The sequence below is a fragment of the Candidatus Glassbacteria bacterium genome (genome assembly GCA_019456185.1).
In the GTDB taxonomy this organism is placed as follows: Bacteria; Gemmatimonadota; Glassbacteria; order GWA2-58-10; family GWA2-58-10; genus JAJRTS01.
This window is the reverse complement of record VRUH01000035.1, coordinates 26,430-42,810: the sequence shown is the minus strand read 5'-3', so window position 1 is coordinate 42,810 and position 16,381 is coordinate 26,430. Positions and strand designations below refer to the sequence as shown.

Sequence of the window (16,381 nt, the reverse complement as noted above, 5' to 3'; positions counted from 1 at the left end):
CATTGAAGCGGAACAGGTGGTTTGCGGTGGCGACCATGATTTCATCGGCCGCACCCCACCAAGCCCCCGGATACAGCGCCAGGACCTGCTCGTTGGGGATTTCCACCATCTTGGTCCATGAGGATCCGCCGTCGTGGCTGCCCATCATCCAGATATTACCCTGCCAGGGGGCCCGGCGTGCGAACACGATGTGATTGGGGTCGGCGGGGTCGGCCAACACCTTATGGTTGCTCCACTCGGGCAGCATGTCGCCCCAGGTGCTGTAAAACCAGTGGTCGGCGTGGTCGCCGGTCATTTTTTCCTCAATCAGCTCCGCTTCGGTCGGGAATATCAACCGCCAGCGCTTGCCACCGTCATCGGTGCGGTAGAGTCCGGTGTTCAGGGCATAGGCACGGCCCGGCACGGTGGGGTCAAACTCGAAATCCGCCACCCCGGTGCGCAGGTTGAACATCTGCCAGCTTTCGGCGTCGTCAAGGGTGACATAGGCCCCGGTCATGTCGCAGACGATCAGGGCGTGGGTGGGGTCATGAGGGTCCACCGTGGGACGGAACAGCCCGCCGCCGCCGCCGAAACCCATGGCACGCCAGGTATAAAGCGCAGGATCATAGGTGCTGGTGCGGCCAGCTCTAATGTTTAGCACCAAGCCAACGGCGTCCATAATGCTCCAGGTCCCGTCTCCGTTGTAATCGCAGCGCGGGTTGTGCCTGTTGGCCAATGCCAGGTGCAGCATGGCGATAACGTCGGCCATGCCTATTTCACCGTCACCGTTGTAATCTTCCTTAACGTTGGAGCTGCCCGTTCCCTGGGCCCCCAGCAGTCCCACGCAAAGACAGCCAACCAGTAATCCTTTGGTAACAAATCTGGTATATCTTTCCTTGAATACATTCACCTATAAACTCCTTACAGCCAATTATCTACTGACATTCAAGATCCAGAACTCTCCCCGAAGCAAGCTGCTGTACGTCGTCAGAACAAGTTGGACATCCATGATAAGTATAGTCAAGGGGAAAGCGGAGATTCCCCATAACCCCACGGATGCCTCCGGCGGTTTTTTGATTTTCAAGCTGTTGTTTGCCGACTTTTTTATCTATTGCAAGGTCCGCAGGTCAGGCGACCAGACATCCATGTGCCGTCTCAGGGGCACTTTCCCCTTCACGGAAGATTGAGTTTGGGTCAACCCGGCGTCCTCGAAACAGTTGGAAGTCGTGCAGCCTTTTTCCGGCTCACGCAGTCCAACATTCTGCAAGGCACGCCGGGAAGATCGGTATAAAAACAGCTGTATGTGACGGGGCGTTAAACAGCCTGTTGCAGTGGCTCGAAACTATTATTTCTTCGATCAACGGCAAGCAGGTATTTAACCAGTTTGCGGGCCACGGCCAGGGTGACCCTGTTACGGTTGCTGAGCTGACTAAGAGTACCCATTTATTTGCGCCTCTTGAACATTGATATTGTTTCTGGCTCTTGACGAGTTTAAACCTATGGGGTAGGTTTTGACATGAATCATATCTAAGGACTAACATGGATATCAAAGGCGCTCCTTCAAGTGAGGCTCAATTTCAGCGTTTGTAAAACTATCTTTATTGGAATATAGATCTACATTTGATTAGTCTCCAGACAGAAACCAGCCGGAAACCAGTTAATCGATAATTATTGAAAAAGGAATTGGGATTAATCTGTCTTTCTTTAGCACCGAGTGCATCGAAGGCAAATGTAGCACAAGTTTTTTTGTAAAATTGACTTATCTCAGTAACTTTCAGGGAGGCGGCAAAGTTATAGAGGTGTAGTTTCTGATTGCGCAAAAGACTTTTCAAGCAGGTGTCCGTGGTAAAGGAGAACCTTCTTGGATCATTGATTCTGACAAATGGTGCGGCTATTGTGGCCTGACGAGCATTGGATTCAAAAAACCTTTGCAATCAGCCCGGCAGCGATTAACTTTCCCAAAGATGGAACCTTATTCACCAGTATAAAAGTCTTTTGATCGTTCGCGAAGAAACGCCTGGAATTGTTAAATGTTTTTTTCAATTGCATATCTTAAGGTTCCATTTAAAGGAGTCATCACTCAAGTTCAATCATCAGAGTAGAAACTCTGTCTAGATGACTTTTAAAGAGGTCAGAAAATTTTTCAGGCGATCTCAAAAGCTGCCGAAACTCAGCCTTAGGTGTACATTCCTTGGCCTTGGCAACCGGATGAGATGTCTGCTTTATGGCAGTTTGAAATTCTTTAAACACAGCGAATCTGAAATTTTTCCGTCATACTCAAGAGGGTTTTTTTACCATGAATCTGGATAAAAGTTTCTTATTTTAAAGACTGAAATCGGCTGGCAGCTTCCTGACAGGAAAACTTCTTTATCGAGGGATTCGGAGCATGCATTACCTGTATGCAATTTCGGCGCTACCCCAAGATAATAAAACCGAATGTCCAGTTGACCGGCCTCAGGAAACAGAAAAAGCACAAGTTTCAATATCGAGAAATCTCGACATATCTAAGCGGTCATGTACACCCTTTTCACACACTTTACGGTATAACCATTATACCGAAAATCCTCTGTTGCCTCAATACTGCCTATATTCAGTTTCGATGTACTTACCAATATCGCCACCAGTGATTGTTTAGCCGAAACTGAACTTTGATAAATTGACAGTCTCAGCACGTCATCTTCGGCTTGGAAGGAAAATAATTTCAAACTCGATTTAAGGGCTATCCGTTGGTTTTACTCTTTCAGGCTCTAAAAGCTTCACTTAGCTGGTCAAGGGTGTCTGTCGTTTCTTCCGCCATCGGAAAGAGGCTGTTTCTTTAGTTTGTCAGGGAATGGTGTTCTCTGGCCACGCTCACCGAGGGGAAATGCCTGGCCATGGTCGGGTTCGGTATCAACCATCGTACCACTTTTAACTGATGGAGGAACTACAAATGGGAAAAAAGATGCGGTCAATTCTTGTTGGATTGATTTTAACCGTTTCATTTATATCCGGAGCTGACCTGGCTGCCGATACTCCGGGGAATATTGAAGGCAAAGTGAAGGTGACCCGGACCAGAACTTCGGCGGATGTAGTGGTCTATCTGGAGCTGGTTGGGGAAAACAATTTTGATCCGCCCAAGGAGCACGCGGTGATGGATCAAAAAAAATTGACTTTCCTTCCGCATGTCCTGCCCATCCTTAAAGGAACCACCGTCGACTTTATGAACAGCGATGATGTTAAGCACAATATTTTCTCCAGGGAGGAGGTGGCCGATAAGTTCAATCTGGGCACCTATGCCAAAGGAATGGTAAAAACCCACACCTTTAACAAATCTGGTGAGGCCATATTGCTCTGCAACGTTCACAGCGATATGGAAGCCTACATTGTGGTTATGCCAAATCCTTACTTTGCCAAAACTGACAAAACCGGCAATTTCAAGATCGAAAACGTTCCACCGGGAAACTACACCCTGAAGACCTGGCATGAGAAGAAGAAATCTCTCTCCCAAGAGGTTAACGTGGAGGCCGGCAATGCCACGATTGTCAATCTGACTCTGAGCAAAAGAAGATAGGGTCAGACCCCAGTCAGGTTTAACAAACTTTCGTATCACTTAAGCCTTTATTTGATTGCCTGACGCCGATTCGGCACTGCGCCGGTCCGGCCTTCGGCAAGCGAATAAATGGATTCGCGTCAAGCGCAGAAACCAGCTATGGAAGGTCTGGCAACAATGAAAGTTGTGTACGATCCGTCCTTGATGCAAGAGGTGGTTTTTCAGGAAATGACACGCAGGGAAAAAGACGGTGATCTGCGTCTTTACAGAGAGTACCACGAGCTTGCTGATTCAATTTACGAAGAGTTCTCAATTGAACAGCGCGAGGAAGAGTTTGAAAAGCTATCTGACCGACTTTTTCTTCAACTCGGCTTCGGAGCGGTCATCGACAAAGCCCTCGCAGAGTTTCCCGGACTCGAGATTAAAGTGGAGGCGGTTGTGGTGGGAAAGACCATCATCGAACGAGATGAGGGGGCTGATCTCAGTAAAGACTTAAAATGCGTGGGCATCAAAATTCCGGCCGAGCGTTTCCTGGCCCTTCCCGATCTTCGGAGACGGCTAAGGCACGAGTTAATGCATGTTTCTGATATGCTGGATAACCATTTCGGATATGAGTACAGGGCGAAATTAAATGTCTCCTCAGCCGGGGAAGAGAACCTCATCAAGGACAGATACAGCCTCTTTTGGGATATTTATATAGAAAGCCGGCTGTCGAGAGAAAACAAAGAAAGCGTTTCGGATAAGGATGGCCGGTTTCGGGAGTTCGCGATCCTATATCGGAAGTTGCCACCTGCTCAGCAGACAGTCCTCTTCGAGAGTATCTGGAAAATGGAAAAGCTTACCCATGACCAGATTTTGGAGATGGCCGGAGATACTGCTAAGCTTCTGCAGAGATTCGACATACAACTGGATATTGAAGGAGTTCTCGAGCAGGAGAAGATTTTGCTGCCGGGCTCACCATGTCCTCTTTGCCGGTTTCCCACCTATAATTGGGATGAGGGGAGCGGACGGGTGGAGGAAAATATCATTAAGCGTATTACGGAGGACTATCCCGACTGGAAGGCCGGGGATGGAGTCTGTGAGAGGTGTATTGAAGGCTATCAGGCAATAGAAAAAGAAACAATCAAGTAATAAAGAACCTAAACAAACGGGTTTTAAGGAGGCAGAGGCCAATGAGACTTTCACGAAGGCAGTTTTTAAAAGTAGCGGCGGGAACCGGCGCGGCAGTTGTCCTGGCCGATAACGCACTGGCACTGCAAACGTTACAGCCTATTGCCGATTTAAACCCTCTGGAGACCTACCCTGAACGCGGATGGGAGAAAATTTACCGGAACCAGTATCGCTATGACAGTTCTTTCACTTTCGTCTGTTCCCCGAATGACACCCACGCCTGCCGGCTGAGAGCCTTTGTTAGAAACGGTGTGGCCGTGAGAATCGAGCAGAATTACGATGTCGACCGTTACGCCGATCTTTTTGGCAATAAAGCTACCCCTAACTGGCACCCCCGGGGCTGCCTCAAAGGTTATACTTTATTGCGCAGGGTATACGGTCCTTACCGGCTCAGATATCCCCTGATCCGGAAAGGCTGGAAGCAGTGGGCTGATGACGGTTTCCCCGAGCTTACTCCGGAGAACAAGGCCAGATATAAGTTTGACGCCAGGGGGCAGGACGAGATTGTCAAAATATCCTGGGACGATGTTAACACCTATATCGCTAAGGGGATGATTAACATTGCTCAAACCTACAGCGGCCCGGAGGGGGCCGAGCGCCTCAGGGAACAGGGCTATTCACCCGAGATGATCGAGGATATGCATGAAGCAGGCACCAGGACTTTTAAGTTGCGTGGCGGCATGGGTCTGCTCGGAGTATTCGGCAAGTACGGGATGTACCGCTTAAGCAACTCCCTGGCCATCCTCGACAGCCGCATTCGGGGGGTCGGACCGGAGAAAGCCTTGGGCGGACGCAACTGGTCCAATTACACCTGGCACGGTGATCAGGCCCCCGGTCATCCCTGGGTTCACGGGCTGCAGACATCGGACTGTGACTTCAACGACCTTCGCTTTTCGAAGCTGTTAATCATGGATGGGAAGAATCTGGTGGAGAATAAGATGGCTGACTCCCACTTCTTCATCGAGTGCATGGAGCGCGGGGCGAAGATTGTGGTCATTTCCCCCGAGTACAGCCCCGCCTGCTCCAAGGCGGACTACTGGATGCCCATCCGGCCCCAGACCGACGCCGCCCTGTTCCTGGGCATCAGCAAAATCATCATCGATGAAAAGCTCTACGATGAAGATTTCGTGAAGAAATTCACCGATATGCCTCTGCTGGTGCGCACTGACAACCTTAGAAGGCTCAGGGCCGCCGATATCTTTCCGGGATACAAAAATCAGGATATCTCCCGGGGTCCCAGTTATAAAGTTCAAGGGCTGACTGATCAACAGAGGGAGATCATCGGAGACTTCGTGGTCTGGGATCTGAAAAGCGGTGCTGCTCGAGCAATCACCCGGGACGATCTTGGCGAAAAGATGGTTGCAAAGGGGATCGACCCCTCCCTGAGCGGGAAATACGAAGTCGAGACCGTGGACGGGGAAAAGATCGAAGTGATGCCCCTGTTCGAGATGTATCTGATCCACCTCGAGGATTACGACCTCGACACGGTTCACCAGATCACCCAGTCACCCAAGGATTTGATTGTAAGGCTCGCACACGACATTGCCACGATCAAACCTGTCGCTATCCACAACGGAGAAGGGGTGAATCACTGGTTCCATGCCACGGAAACAAACCGAAGCACTTATCTGCCCTTGATGCTCACCGGTAATATAGGGCTACCCGGGGCAGGCTCCCACACCTGGGCCGGCAACTACAAAGCCGGTCTCTTTCAGGGCTCATCCTGGACCGGGCCTGGCTTCGCCGGTTGGGTGAAAGAGGATCCCTTCAACCTGAACCTGAACCCCAGGGCCCATGGGAAAAAGGTCAAAGTGAAGTCATACGTTAAGGGAGAGGAGCCCGCGTACTGGAATCACGGTGATATCCCCCTAACAGTCCAAACCCCCAAGAGCGGCCGCAAAGTATTCACCGGCAAGACCCACATGCCCACACCAACCAAGGTCATTTTCGTAAATAACGTCAACCTGATCAACAATGCCAAATGGGTCTACGAGATGCTCAAAAATGTCAATCCCAAAGTAGAGTTGATCATCACCGCAGATATCAATGTAACCGCTACTGTTGAATACGCAGACATCTCTCTGCCGGCCAATTCCTGGGTAGAGTTCGAGGGCCTCGAGGTGACCGCCTCCTGCTCCAACCCGTTCCTTCAAATCTGGAAGGGCGGAATCAAACCCGTCCATGACAGTAGAGACGACATCGATATCCTGGCAAATATTGCGGTCAGGCTGAGCCAACTGGTGAAAGACGACAGAATTGCCGAGATGTGGAAGTTCGTTCTGGAGGGAAATCGGGATATCTATATCCAGAGAATGCTCGAAACCTCTACTACCACCAAAGGCTACCGGCTGAAAGATATTATGAAAGGCAAATACGGGGAACCCGGGGTGGCTCTCCTGCTTTTCAGGACTTACCCCAGAGTGCCGTTCTGGGAGCAAATTAAAGATAGCATCCCCTTTTATACCGATAACGGAAGGCTTCAGGCCTACAGCGATTTGCCTGAGGCTATCGAATATGGGGAAAACTTCATCGTGCATCGGGAAGGTCCCGAAGCCACCCCTTACCTGCCCAATGTGATCGTGAGCTCCAACCCCTACGTCAGGCCGGACGACTACGGGATTCCCCACGATGCCGAGCATTGGGATGAGCGGACGGTGCGCAATGTCAAGCTCTCCTGGCACAAAGTGAAAGAGAGCAAAAACTTCCTCTGGGAGAAAGGTTACCAGTTTTATTGCGTAACGCCGAAAACAAGGCACCGGGTCCACTCCCAGTGGAGCGACACTGACTGGAACCTTATCTGGGACTCCAACTTCGGCGATCCCTACCGGATGGATAAGAGGAGCCCGGGGGTGGGCGAACATCAGCTGCATATAAACCCGCAAGCGGCTAAAGATCTGGGAATCAACGACGGCGACTATGTTTACGTGGACGCCAACCCGGCGGATCGTCCTTACATCGGATGGAAGCCCAACGATCCATTTTATAAGGTGTCCCGGTGCATGCTGAGGGTCAAATACAACGCCGCCTATCCCTATAACTTCACCATGATGAAACATGCCGCTTACATCGCCACCGAAAGGAGTGTGAAAGCTCACGAAACCAGGGCCGATGGAAGGGCGCTTTCCGAGGGCACCGGGTACCAGGCAAATCTTCGCTATGGCTCACAGCAGAGTTTTACCCGGAACTGGCACATGCCCATGCACCAGACTGACAGTATGTTCCACAAGCGAAAAGCCGAGATGGCCTTCTTTTTCGGCGGCGAGTCGGATAACCATGCACTTAACACCGTGCCCAAGGAGACCCTGGTCAAGATCACCAAGGCCGAGGATGGTGGATTGGGAGGCAAGGGAATCTGGGAGCCGGCACAAAGCGGGTTTACACCTGCAGCTGAAAACGCCCAAATGAAAAGGTACTTATCCGGAAAATTCGTGGAAATCGAGAAGGAGGGCTAAAGATGGACTTTCAAGCCAGAATGCTGAAAGGCCTTCTCCTGGGATTTTTTATCACTTCGTTCTTGAGCGGACCACTTGTCGCTCAGGAGGAAGGTGATGAGGGACTGTCTCTGGTTCCCACAGAAATCCCTCTGGAGGTTCATTACATCGACAAGCACCTGGAAACCCTCGATATCTCGACCGTGGAAGATATTCTTTTCCCCTATGAACCGCTTTCCATTTCTTTGAAAGGACAGAATGTCTCCAATCCCTACGGTGGCGGTTCAGTCAATTGGATCGCTATGAAAGCCTTCCATGACGGCGAATGGATCTATTTTCAATTCGCCTGGGCTGATAACACCAGGGATGAGAAAGTGATCAAGCATGAGCAACATCGTGACGCAGTGGCGATTCTTTTCCCTTTAGAAGAATTTTCCGAGGATTCAATCTTCAGCCCCAGGATGGGTGATCTGGACAAACCGGTCAATATCTGGCACTGGAAGGCTGATTGGGAGGAAGCATTTAAGGGCGCCGGTTCCGTAAATCAGCTCGAAGCGCAATACCCTGATGCTGCCCTGGATGAGCAGACGGAGCGGATATTCCAGGAGCTTGACCGTAGCGCCGGAGGCTGGGGTGCCGGCAACCTTCTCTCGGCTCCTTCCAGAGAGAGTTCTGTGGAAAGCCTCAACGCAGCTAAATTCGGCACCTTAACCTCACAGGAACACCAGGATGTTCGCGGTCATGCTGTCTGGTCGAGAGGGAGGTGGACCGTAGTTATGACGAGAAAACTTTCCACTCTCCACGTGGACGATACTCAAATGTTTCCGGGCCAGAAGAGCTATTTCAGCCTGGCCGTATGGAATGGCTCAGCCGGGGATCTCGATGGGCAGAAATCAGTCAGCGACCGTTGGCACCCGCTGGAAATAGAGACGACAACGAATTAAAACCATAAATCCTTGGAGGAAAAAGATGGCTCAAACCTACAACTGGCAACTTGGACGAAGGATGAGCTATCCTTATCCCGGAACGCGTCCAAAGCTTCAGTTTGCCGCGGTCTTTAACCTGAATCGATGTATTGCCTGCCAGACCTGTACCATGGCCTGCAAAAGCACCTGGACTTTTGGTAAAGGCCAGGAGTTTATGTGGTGGAACAATGTCGAGAGTAAGCCATACGGAGGCTATCCTCAACACTGGGACGTAAAAACCCTCTCCCTGCTGGGACCCCAGAGCTGGTCTGTGGAAGATAAAAAAGATCTGGTAGCCCCCTACGGGACCTATGAAGGCGACACCATCTTCGAAGCGGCTGAATACAGGGAACTCCATCAGGAGGCAGTTGGCTACGTCCCGACAGACAAAGAATGGCGTTTTCCCAACATTTATGAGGATACCGCAAAAGCGCACTCTTCATTGTCGGTCAAGGATGCTTTCACACACGGCAGCCAACTGCCGGAGCACGCCACCTGGTTTTTTTATCTCCCCCGCCTGTGCAACCACTGCACTTATCCGGCTTGTCTGGCCGCCTGTCCTCGCAAGGCAATTTATAAAAGGCCTGAAGACGGCATTGTTTTACTCGACCAGAAAAGATGCAGGGGCTATCGCAAGTGTGTGGAGCAATGCCCGTATAAAAAACCGATGTTCAGAGGGACTACCCATATCAGTGAAAAATGCATAGCCTGCTACCCGAGGGTCGAGGGTAAAGATCCCATGAGCAATGGACGGCCCCGGGAAACCCGGTGTATGGCTGCCTGTGTAGGAAGGATTCGCATGCAAGGGCTGGTCAAAACAGCCAAGAATGGCTGGGCCGAAGATCCAGCACATCCGCTCTACTACTTGGTTCACGTGGAAAAAGTGGCGCTGCCCCTTTACCCACAGTTCGGTACGGAGCCTAATATCTATTATATCCCGCCGCGCTGGGCGCCCCGGCAGTACCTCAGGCAGATGTTCGGTCCCGGAGTCGATCAGGCTATTGAAAAGTATACCGCACCCTCCAGGAAGCTGCTGGCGGTGCTTCAACTCTTCAGGGCTCATCAGGACATTATTTTCAGCTTTAAAACCAAAGAGGGGAAGAAAGTTTACGAGACTACTATCAATGGAAAACCCTGGTCGATGTACGACGATACGGTGATCGGGTACGATAAGAAGGGAAAGGAGTTCATCAGAACCACTGTCGAGGAGCCGATCCATATCAGGCCAAAAGAGTATGTCAACTCTATTTAGGGAACGAATGAGCCGGATCATGACAAAAGAAATCAAGGTAGCTCTCTGCAGAAGCGGGTTTTACCAGTTTCTTGCGAGCGGTTTCCTTTATCCTGAGCAGGAGTTGTTCGCCCTTGTGCGGGACGGAGCCGTCGTGAAGGAGCTGCGAAGCTGCGCTCGTGGTTTGATCCCTGGTGGCAAGGCCGACTTGCTCGAAGCCATCGGGAACTTGGAGTCGTCCTTTGAAAGCCTCACTCTGGAAAACCTGCAGGCGGAACACAGGAGAATTTTCGGCCACACTATTTCAAAAACCAGCTCACCCTTCGAGACCGAATACGGAGGCTCGACTATTTTCCGGCAAACTCATGACCTGGGGGATATTGCGGGTTTTTACAGGGCCTTCGGCCTGGAGGTTTCGGACGATATCAAAGAGAGGCTGGATCACATCAGCACCGAACTCGAGTTCATGCATTTCCTAACGTACAAAGAGGCTTATGCCCGTGAACATCACGGCAAAAAAAAGAGCGAAGACTGCCTGGAAGCGCAGCGGAAATTCCTGAAAATGCATCTGGGCAGATGGGCGCCCCTTTTTTTTGAACGCTTGGCCAGCAAAGAAGAGAGCGGCTTTTATAAGAAGATAGCTCTAGTGGCCGAAAATTTTCTGGCTTCTGAAGCCCGGTTTCTTAACGTAAAGCCGAAAAAGGTTCGACAATTGCAATCCGCTCCTTTTGATCCAGAAGAAACTTGCGCTTTGTGTGACGATATGGGGCAATTGGATCTGCCCGGGGAATAAGGGTAACCGGATAAAGATTTGTTCTTTTGCGTGGGGCGCTGTCATTTTTGTGGGGTGTCTCCGCAGGAGTTTCGGCTACAGGTAATTGAACGGTTGCGATGTTGCCCTGCCTAAAAATGCTGCTCCCTGGTATGAACAGCGGGAGAAGTGTCTCTTTTTTCCTGCGTTGACCCAAAAAGCCCTTGAAATACCAGAGGAAAGCGACTATTCTTTTGCATCTAACGATAAAGAATCTTCTGATTCAAGCTCAAAGAGGCAAATTTGAGTCCACAATCAAAAAACAGGGAAAAAACAACACCATCAACTTTTGATTTGGGGAATATCGGTTAAGAGGAGAGACTAATCTTCAGTGCTCTATCACCGCATGGCCCGATTTCTCAATTCCGGGATTTGTATACCGCAGGATCATCCGCGGTGAGTTTAAGGAAACTCTTAAAGCGGTTCGAAGAGAGGCAAGCCGGAGGATGGGAGATAGCGGAAGGATAGCCCGGTAACTAACTGATCTCAACCGTAACGCAAACTCTCTTTTGGCGAGTTATCAAAGATACGTTCAAATTCCAATTTCAGGAGGGAAACCTTGATCCGAATGAAAAAATACTATTTCTGTATTTTCATTTCATCGTTGTTCGTTCTACTGGAGCACAGGGAGAGTTACTCGATCCCGGCCTTTGCCCGCAAATATGGGACAGCCTGCACAACCTGCCACACCTCCTTTCCGAAGCTTAATGCTTTCGGTACCGCTTACCGCAATCTCGGCTTTCAAATGCCGGGCGGGGATGAACAATTCATCAAGGATAAAGAGGTGGAATTGGGCGCCGAGGCCTGGAAGTATACCTGGCCCGAAGGGGTGTGGCCAGGAGCGATTCCGGGAATGCCTCCGGTTGCTTTCCGTATACACGGCGGTTATGAGATCAATACGCAAAATGTAATTAAGCATGATTTTAAGATGCCCTTAAATCTGAATATTTTGACCGCCGGAACTTTGAGTGAAAATATTTCTTTTTACGCCGGCACGCATCTTTTTGATCAAGGAAAGATCGGATTTTTAAACCGTGCCTACCTCCAGTTTAATGACCTGATGTTCTCGCCGTACGCGGTTAATATCAGGATCGGACAATTCTTGCCCGATTTTCTCCCATTCCTTATCCACCGGGGGCAGATGGTTACACCATATATGCCAAATTCCGTCGGCTTCGAAGGAATACTGGGCGGCCACCACGGAGGAGCGGGCGCCATGGAACAAGCCCAGCGAGGAATAGAGGTGAAGGGAATCCTGAATCACCACTTCCAATATGTTTTTGGAGTGGTAAACGGAAACGGGATCCCGGCTGCCGGGGAAGAAGGGAATTTTGACAATAACAATAAGAAGGATACTTATGTTCGATTTGCTTACAAAATCGGCGGGATCGGCATGGACGGGTATGACCCGGCACCCGGGGAGGGAGTTTTAAAAGAGGCGCAGAACTGGAAAGATAATTCCCTGAGAATCGGCATGTTCGGTTATAAAGGCAATGCGAAACCGCTTGTCGAAGAGGAGGGTGATGAGCACGAGGAGGAAGGAATGGGAGACATGCCCGGGATGGAAGAGATGGAACTCCCGGAAGATTTCTCCAGGATTGGCTTTGATCTAGATGCTTACATCGGAGACTTTAATATATTCGGCGTTTTTATGCGCGGGAAGGAGACCTATCACGATGGAGACACAAAGAAATTCAATTCGTGGTTCCTCGAGGTGGACAACGTGTTTTATCCCTGGTTATTAGGCGGCCTCAGGTATGAAGTTATAGACCTGGAAGGCAGTGCTAAGTTAAAACGCATCGTTCCCAACATCACGGCATTGATCAGAGCTAATATCAAGTTCCATACGGAACTTAAAATAAATCCCGATGAATTCGACAGCGATCACTTCAACTTGCATTTGGGGCTGGATTTCGCTTTTTAACCACAGACCACGGGGAATATAATGAAGCTCAAAATGCTTACAAGCCTCATCCTGCTGGGAGTTTTTGCGCAAACTCTGGAGGCGGGCACGATCAAAGGGAAAATTATCGCCAGCAGAGTAAGATCTCCGGAGAACGTGGTGATATCCCTTGAGGGAGTTAAAGGTGAATTCACCCCTCCAAAAGAGAACCCGGTTATGGATCAGAAGAGTCTGATATTCATTCCACATGTTCTGCCGGTCCTGGCTGGAACGACCGTAGATTTCCCGAACAACGATAAAGTTCGGCACAATGTTTTCTCACCATCCAAGGCAAAAAAGTTCAACCTGGGCACTTACGCCGCAGGTGTAGTGCGCAACGTTACATTCGATACACCGGGATTTTACCCCCTGTTATGCAATGTGCATGCAGAAATGTCGGCGTTTATTCTGGTTTTCGAAAACCCTTACTTTGCGGTTTCAAATAGGGACGGTGAGTTTGAAATTAAAGACGTGCCGGCAGGAACTTACACTCTGAGGACATGGCATCAAAAATTAAAAGAAAGCAAGCAGGAAGTCACTGTTCCTGAGCAAGGAGAGATAGCAGTTGAATTAAAATTAGAGCGTTAACAGGGAAAGAATATCTGATCCCGAATAACTGTGCGCAGAATGCACAGCGGCTATAATTTCTCTCGAGGATAAATTGAAAGAGCCTGGACAGGAGAATAACAGTGTAAAGACGGATTCCCGCCGCAAATTTTTTCGGAGACTGGGCTGGGGCGCGATAGCAACTTTTCTTATGGGGAGTCTGGCCGCTTTTATCAGGCTTTTTTACCCGAGAGTGCTGTTTGAACCATCGGCAAGATTTATCGCGGGCCGCCCGGACGAGTATCCTCCGGGGACAGTCAGCTCCAGGCTTAAAGATAAATACAGGGTGTGGATTATTAGAAAGGAAGACGGGCGGTTTTTCTGTTTGAGCGCCAAGTGCACTCATCTGGGCTGCACCCCGAACTGGCTCTCCACCCAGAACAAATTCAAATGCCCCTGCCACGGGAGCGGGTTTTACCAGAGCGGGACTAATTTCGAGGGGCCGGCTCCCAGGCCCCTGGACAGATTTAAAATCGAACTCAGTTCAGAGGGCCTGATAACTGTCGACAAAAGTTTAACTTTCAAAGGAGTATCAGGTTCGGAATCGGATGAATTGTACCCGGATAGCTTGTTGATGGTTAATACAGAACAAAGCTGAATAACATAACCTCGAGCCTGGACAGAGCTGATCTTGCCAGACAATCTGAAGAAAAAAAGACAGAGACCGCGCGCGGTAATGAACCCGGAAACTTGTACGGGATGTGGTATTTGTGCAGCGGTTTGTCCACAGAATTGTATAGCTATCGTTGAATCGACGCTCAATTTCAATGGCATATCCTTGATCGACTCCCAGCGCTGCACCGGGTGCTTTATGTGTGCGATTGACTGCCCCTGGGGAGCGATTTCGATGGTTTTAGCCGATGGCAGTCCAGCCGACTATTCAGCGCAACTGAAGAAAGTAAAAGGGTACCGCTGAGATTTTCAAAGTGCAGGAGACGGAGTGAATCGAAATGAAAAAGATAATTAAATCGATTCAAAAAAGCCTGGTCTGGAAATCCATCTTTCGCCGGAGCTATCGGGATAGCCCCAGGAACCGGGCCTTGGCGATATTTGGCAATATATTCATGCACCTTCATCCAGTCCAACTCAGGGAGAGTGCCATTAAGTACAAGTTCACTTGGGGAATGGGAGGGATTACTTTTCTTCTGTTCATCATTTTAACAATCTCGGGTGTGCTGTTGATGTTCTATTACCACCCCTCGGTCGAGAAAGCCTACTGGGATATGAAAGATCTGGAATACCAGGTGCCTTTCGGCCTTTTTCTGCGGAACATTCACCGCTGGGCCGGCCACCTGATGGTGATAACCGTGATGATCCACTTGTTCAGAGTTTTTATGACCGGCTCCTATAAAACTCCCCGCCAGTTCAATTGGTGTGTCGGGGTGCTCCTGCTGGTTTTAACTCTACTGTTGAGTTTTACCGGCTATTTGTTGCCCTGGGATCAGCTCGGGTTTTGGGCTATCACGGTCGGGACCAACATGGCTGGAGCAACTCCTTTCCTGGGCTATGAGGGGCCCTTCAGCGACCTGTTGAATATTAATATCTATAATGACGTGAGGTTCGCTTTACTGGGCGGCTCACAGGTGGGGGCTAATGCTCTGTTAAGAGCATATGTCTGGCATTGCATAGGCCTTCCTTTGATCGCAAGCGTATTCATTGCGGTCCATTTCTGGAGAGTAAGAAAAGATGGTGGTATCTCGGGTCCTGAGATAAAAAAGGAAAAACAACCTAGTCTTTAAGCCTTCGAGGCCTCGCGAGAAATATGGAACAGTTTATCCAGATCGTCACCAAGCCCGACAACGTGGCAATTGTGATCATGATGCTGTTGATAACTTACTACACGTTTTCGGCGTTTCAGCAGGCGCTGCAAAACGACCGTAAAAGGAAAGAAGGGCTGCCGGTCGAGGGTGAAGAAGACCGGAGTGCGCACACCTGGCCCTACCTCGTACGGGTTGAAATGATTGCCATGATCGCTGTCATGCTCTTCCTCATTGCCTGGTCTGTCCTTCTGAATGCTCCCCTGGAGGAGCATGCCAATCCTTCCCTGACACCCAACCCCGCAAAAGCGCCCTGGTATTTTCTGGGCCTTCAGGAGGTGCTGGTTTATTTCGATCCCTGGTTTGCCGGGGTGGCCATTCCATTTTTGATTATTTTCGGTCTGATGGCCATCCCCTACCTGGACATTAATCCGAAGGGAAATGGATACTATACATTCAGCGAGAGAAAATTTGCGATAATCATCTTCACCTTCGGATTTCATATCCTCTGGATTTTTCTGATCATTATCGGTGTGTTCATGCGTGGACCCGGCTGGCTCTGGTTCTGGCCGTGGCAGGAATGGGACCACAGCCGGGTGGTGCACAGCCCCAACGTCGATCTGACCAATCTGCTCGGGGTAGATTCGCAGTCGTTAGCGGGTGCCATCCTGGGGGGAGTGATCGTAGTTGGATTTTACGTGGCAGGTACTTACCTCCCCTATAAATACTTGCAGATAAAACGCCCGGAATTCCTGAAAAATCTCGGTTCTACCCGGCTGTTGATAGTCATGTTTTTACTGCTGACAATGATTGGCATAACGGTCAAAATATTCCTGCGGCTGTTTTTTAATATCAAGTATTTGTGGGTTACCCCGTGGATCAATTTTTAGCCGGGTTCCATGCCTTTGGCAAACAGCCATTTTCGGGACCCGCCTAAGCGGCGATCCGTTATCGAGGTCA

The 16,381-nt window shown here is 49.9% G+C and carries 13 protein-coding genes; 12 read left to right on the top strand and 1 reads right to left on the bottom strand.

The features are described 5' to 3' along the window. Nucleotides 1–889 (bottom strand): hypothetical protein (locus FVQ81_12460; GenBank protein MBW7997358.1); only part of this gene is annotated, 889 nt, incomplete at its 3' end. Between the two features lie 2,004 nt (nt 890–2,893). Between FVQ81_12460 and FVQ81_12455 the strand changes: the two genes are divergently transcribed. From FVQ81_12455 to FVQ81_12400, 12 genes are all read left to right on the top strand, one after another. Then, nucleotides 2,894–3,529, top strand: coding sequence for a hypothetical protein (locus FVQ81_12455; GenBank protein MBW7997357.1), 636 nt, complete (start codon nt 2,894–2,896; stop codon nt 3,527–3,529). 138 nt (nt 3,530–3,667) lie between these two features. After that, nucleotides 3,668–4,639: a hypothetical protein gene (locus FVQ81_12450; protein ID MBW7997356.1), complete on the top strand. Its 972-nt coding sequence runs from the start codon at nt 3,668–3,670 to the stop codon at nt 4,637–4,639. Nucleotides 4,640–4,680: 41 nt separating this feature from the next. Further along, complete coding sequence (locus FVQ81_12445) at nt 4,681–8,130, top strand: molybdopterin-dependent oxidoreductase (protein MBW7997355.1); 3,450 nt, start codon at nt 4,681–4,683, stop codon at nt 8,128–8,130. A 2-nt stretch (nt 8,131–8,132) separates the two neighbouring features. Continuing rightward, the gene (locus FVQ81_12440; GenBank protein ID MBW7997354.1) at nt 8,133–9,053 is read left to right on the top strand and encodes a hypothetical protein; all 921 of its coding nucleotides are present in this window, start codon (nt 8,133–8,135) and stop codon (nt 9,051–9,053) included. A gap of 25 nt (nt 9,054–9,078) precedes the next feature. Continuing rightward, entirely contained in the window at nt 9,079–10,326 is a 1,248-nt protein-coding gene (locus FVQ81_12435; protein ID MBW7997353.1) for a nitrate oxidoreductase subunit beta, read from the top strand. After that, nucleotides 10,310–11,098: a hypothetical protein gene (locus FVQ81_12430; protein ID MBW7997352.1), complete on the top strand. Its 789-nt coding sequence runs from the start codon at nt 10,310–10,312 to the stop codon at nt 11,096–11,098. Before FVQ81_12435 ends, FVQ81_12430 begins: the two co-directional genes overlap by 17 nt. Before the next feature lie 577 nt (nt 11,099–11,675). Continuing rightward, on the top strand, nt 11,676–13,040 hold the full coding sequence (locus tag FVQ81_12425; protein ID MBW7997351.1) for a hypothetical protein: 1,365 nt from the start codon (nt 11,676–11,678) through the stop codon (nt 13,038–13,040). A gap of 21 nt (nt 13,041–13,061) precedes the next feature. Beyond that, nucleotides 13,062–13,646, top strand: a complete 585-nt coding sequence (locus FVQ81_12420) for a hypothetical protein (protein MBW7997350.1) — start codon at nt 13,062–13,064, stop codon at nt 13,644–13,646. Nucleotides 13,647–13,815: 169 nt separating this feature from the next. Beyond that, nucleotides 13,816–14,262: a Rieske (2Fe-2S) protein gene (locus FVQ81_12415; protein ID MBW7997349.1), complete on the top strand. Its 447-nt coding sequence runs from the start codon at nt 13,816–13,818 to the stop codon at nt 14,260–14,262. A gap of 33 nt (nt 14,263–14,295) precedes the next feature. After that, entirely contained in the window at nt 14,296–14,580 is a 285-nt protein-coding gene (locus FVQ81_12410; GenBank protein ID MBW7997348.1) for a 4Fe-4S dicluster domain-containing protein, read from the top strand. 34 nt (nt 14,581–14,614) lie between these two features. After that, a complete protein-coding gene (locus FVQ81_12405) occupies nt 14,615–15,403 on the top strand; it encodes a DUF4405 domain-containing protein (GenBank protein ID MBW7997347.1) in 789 nt (262 codons plus the stop codon). A gap of 23 nt (nt 15,404–15,426) precedes the next feature. Further along, nucleotides 15,427–16,311, top strand: a complete 885-nt coding sequence (locus tag FVQ81_12400; protein MBW7997346.1) for a cytochrome C — start codon at nt 15,427–15,429, stop codon at nt 16,309–16,311. Nucleotides 16,312–16,381: the final 70 nt, after the last annotated feature.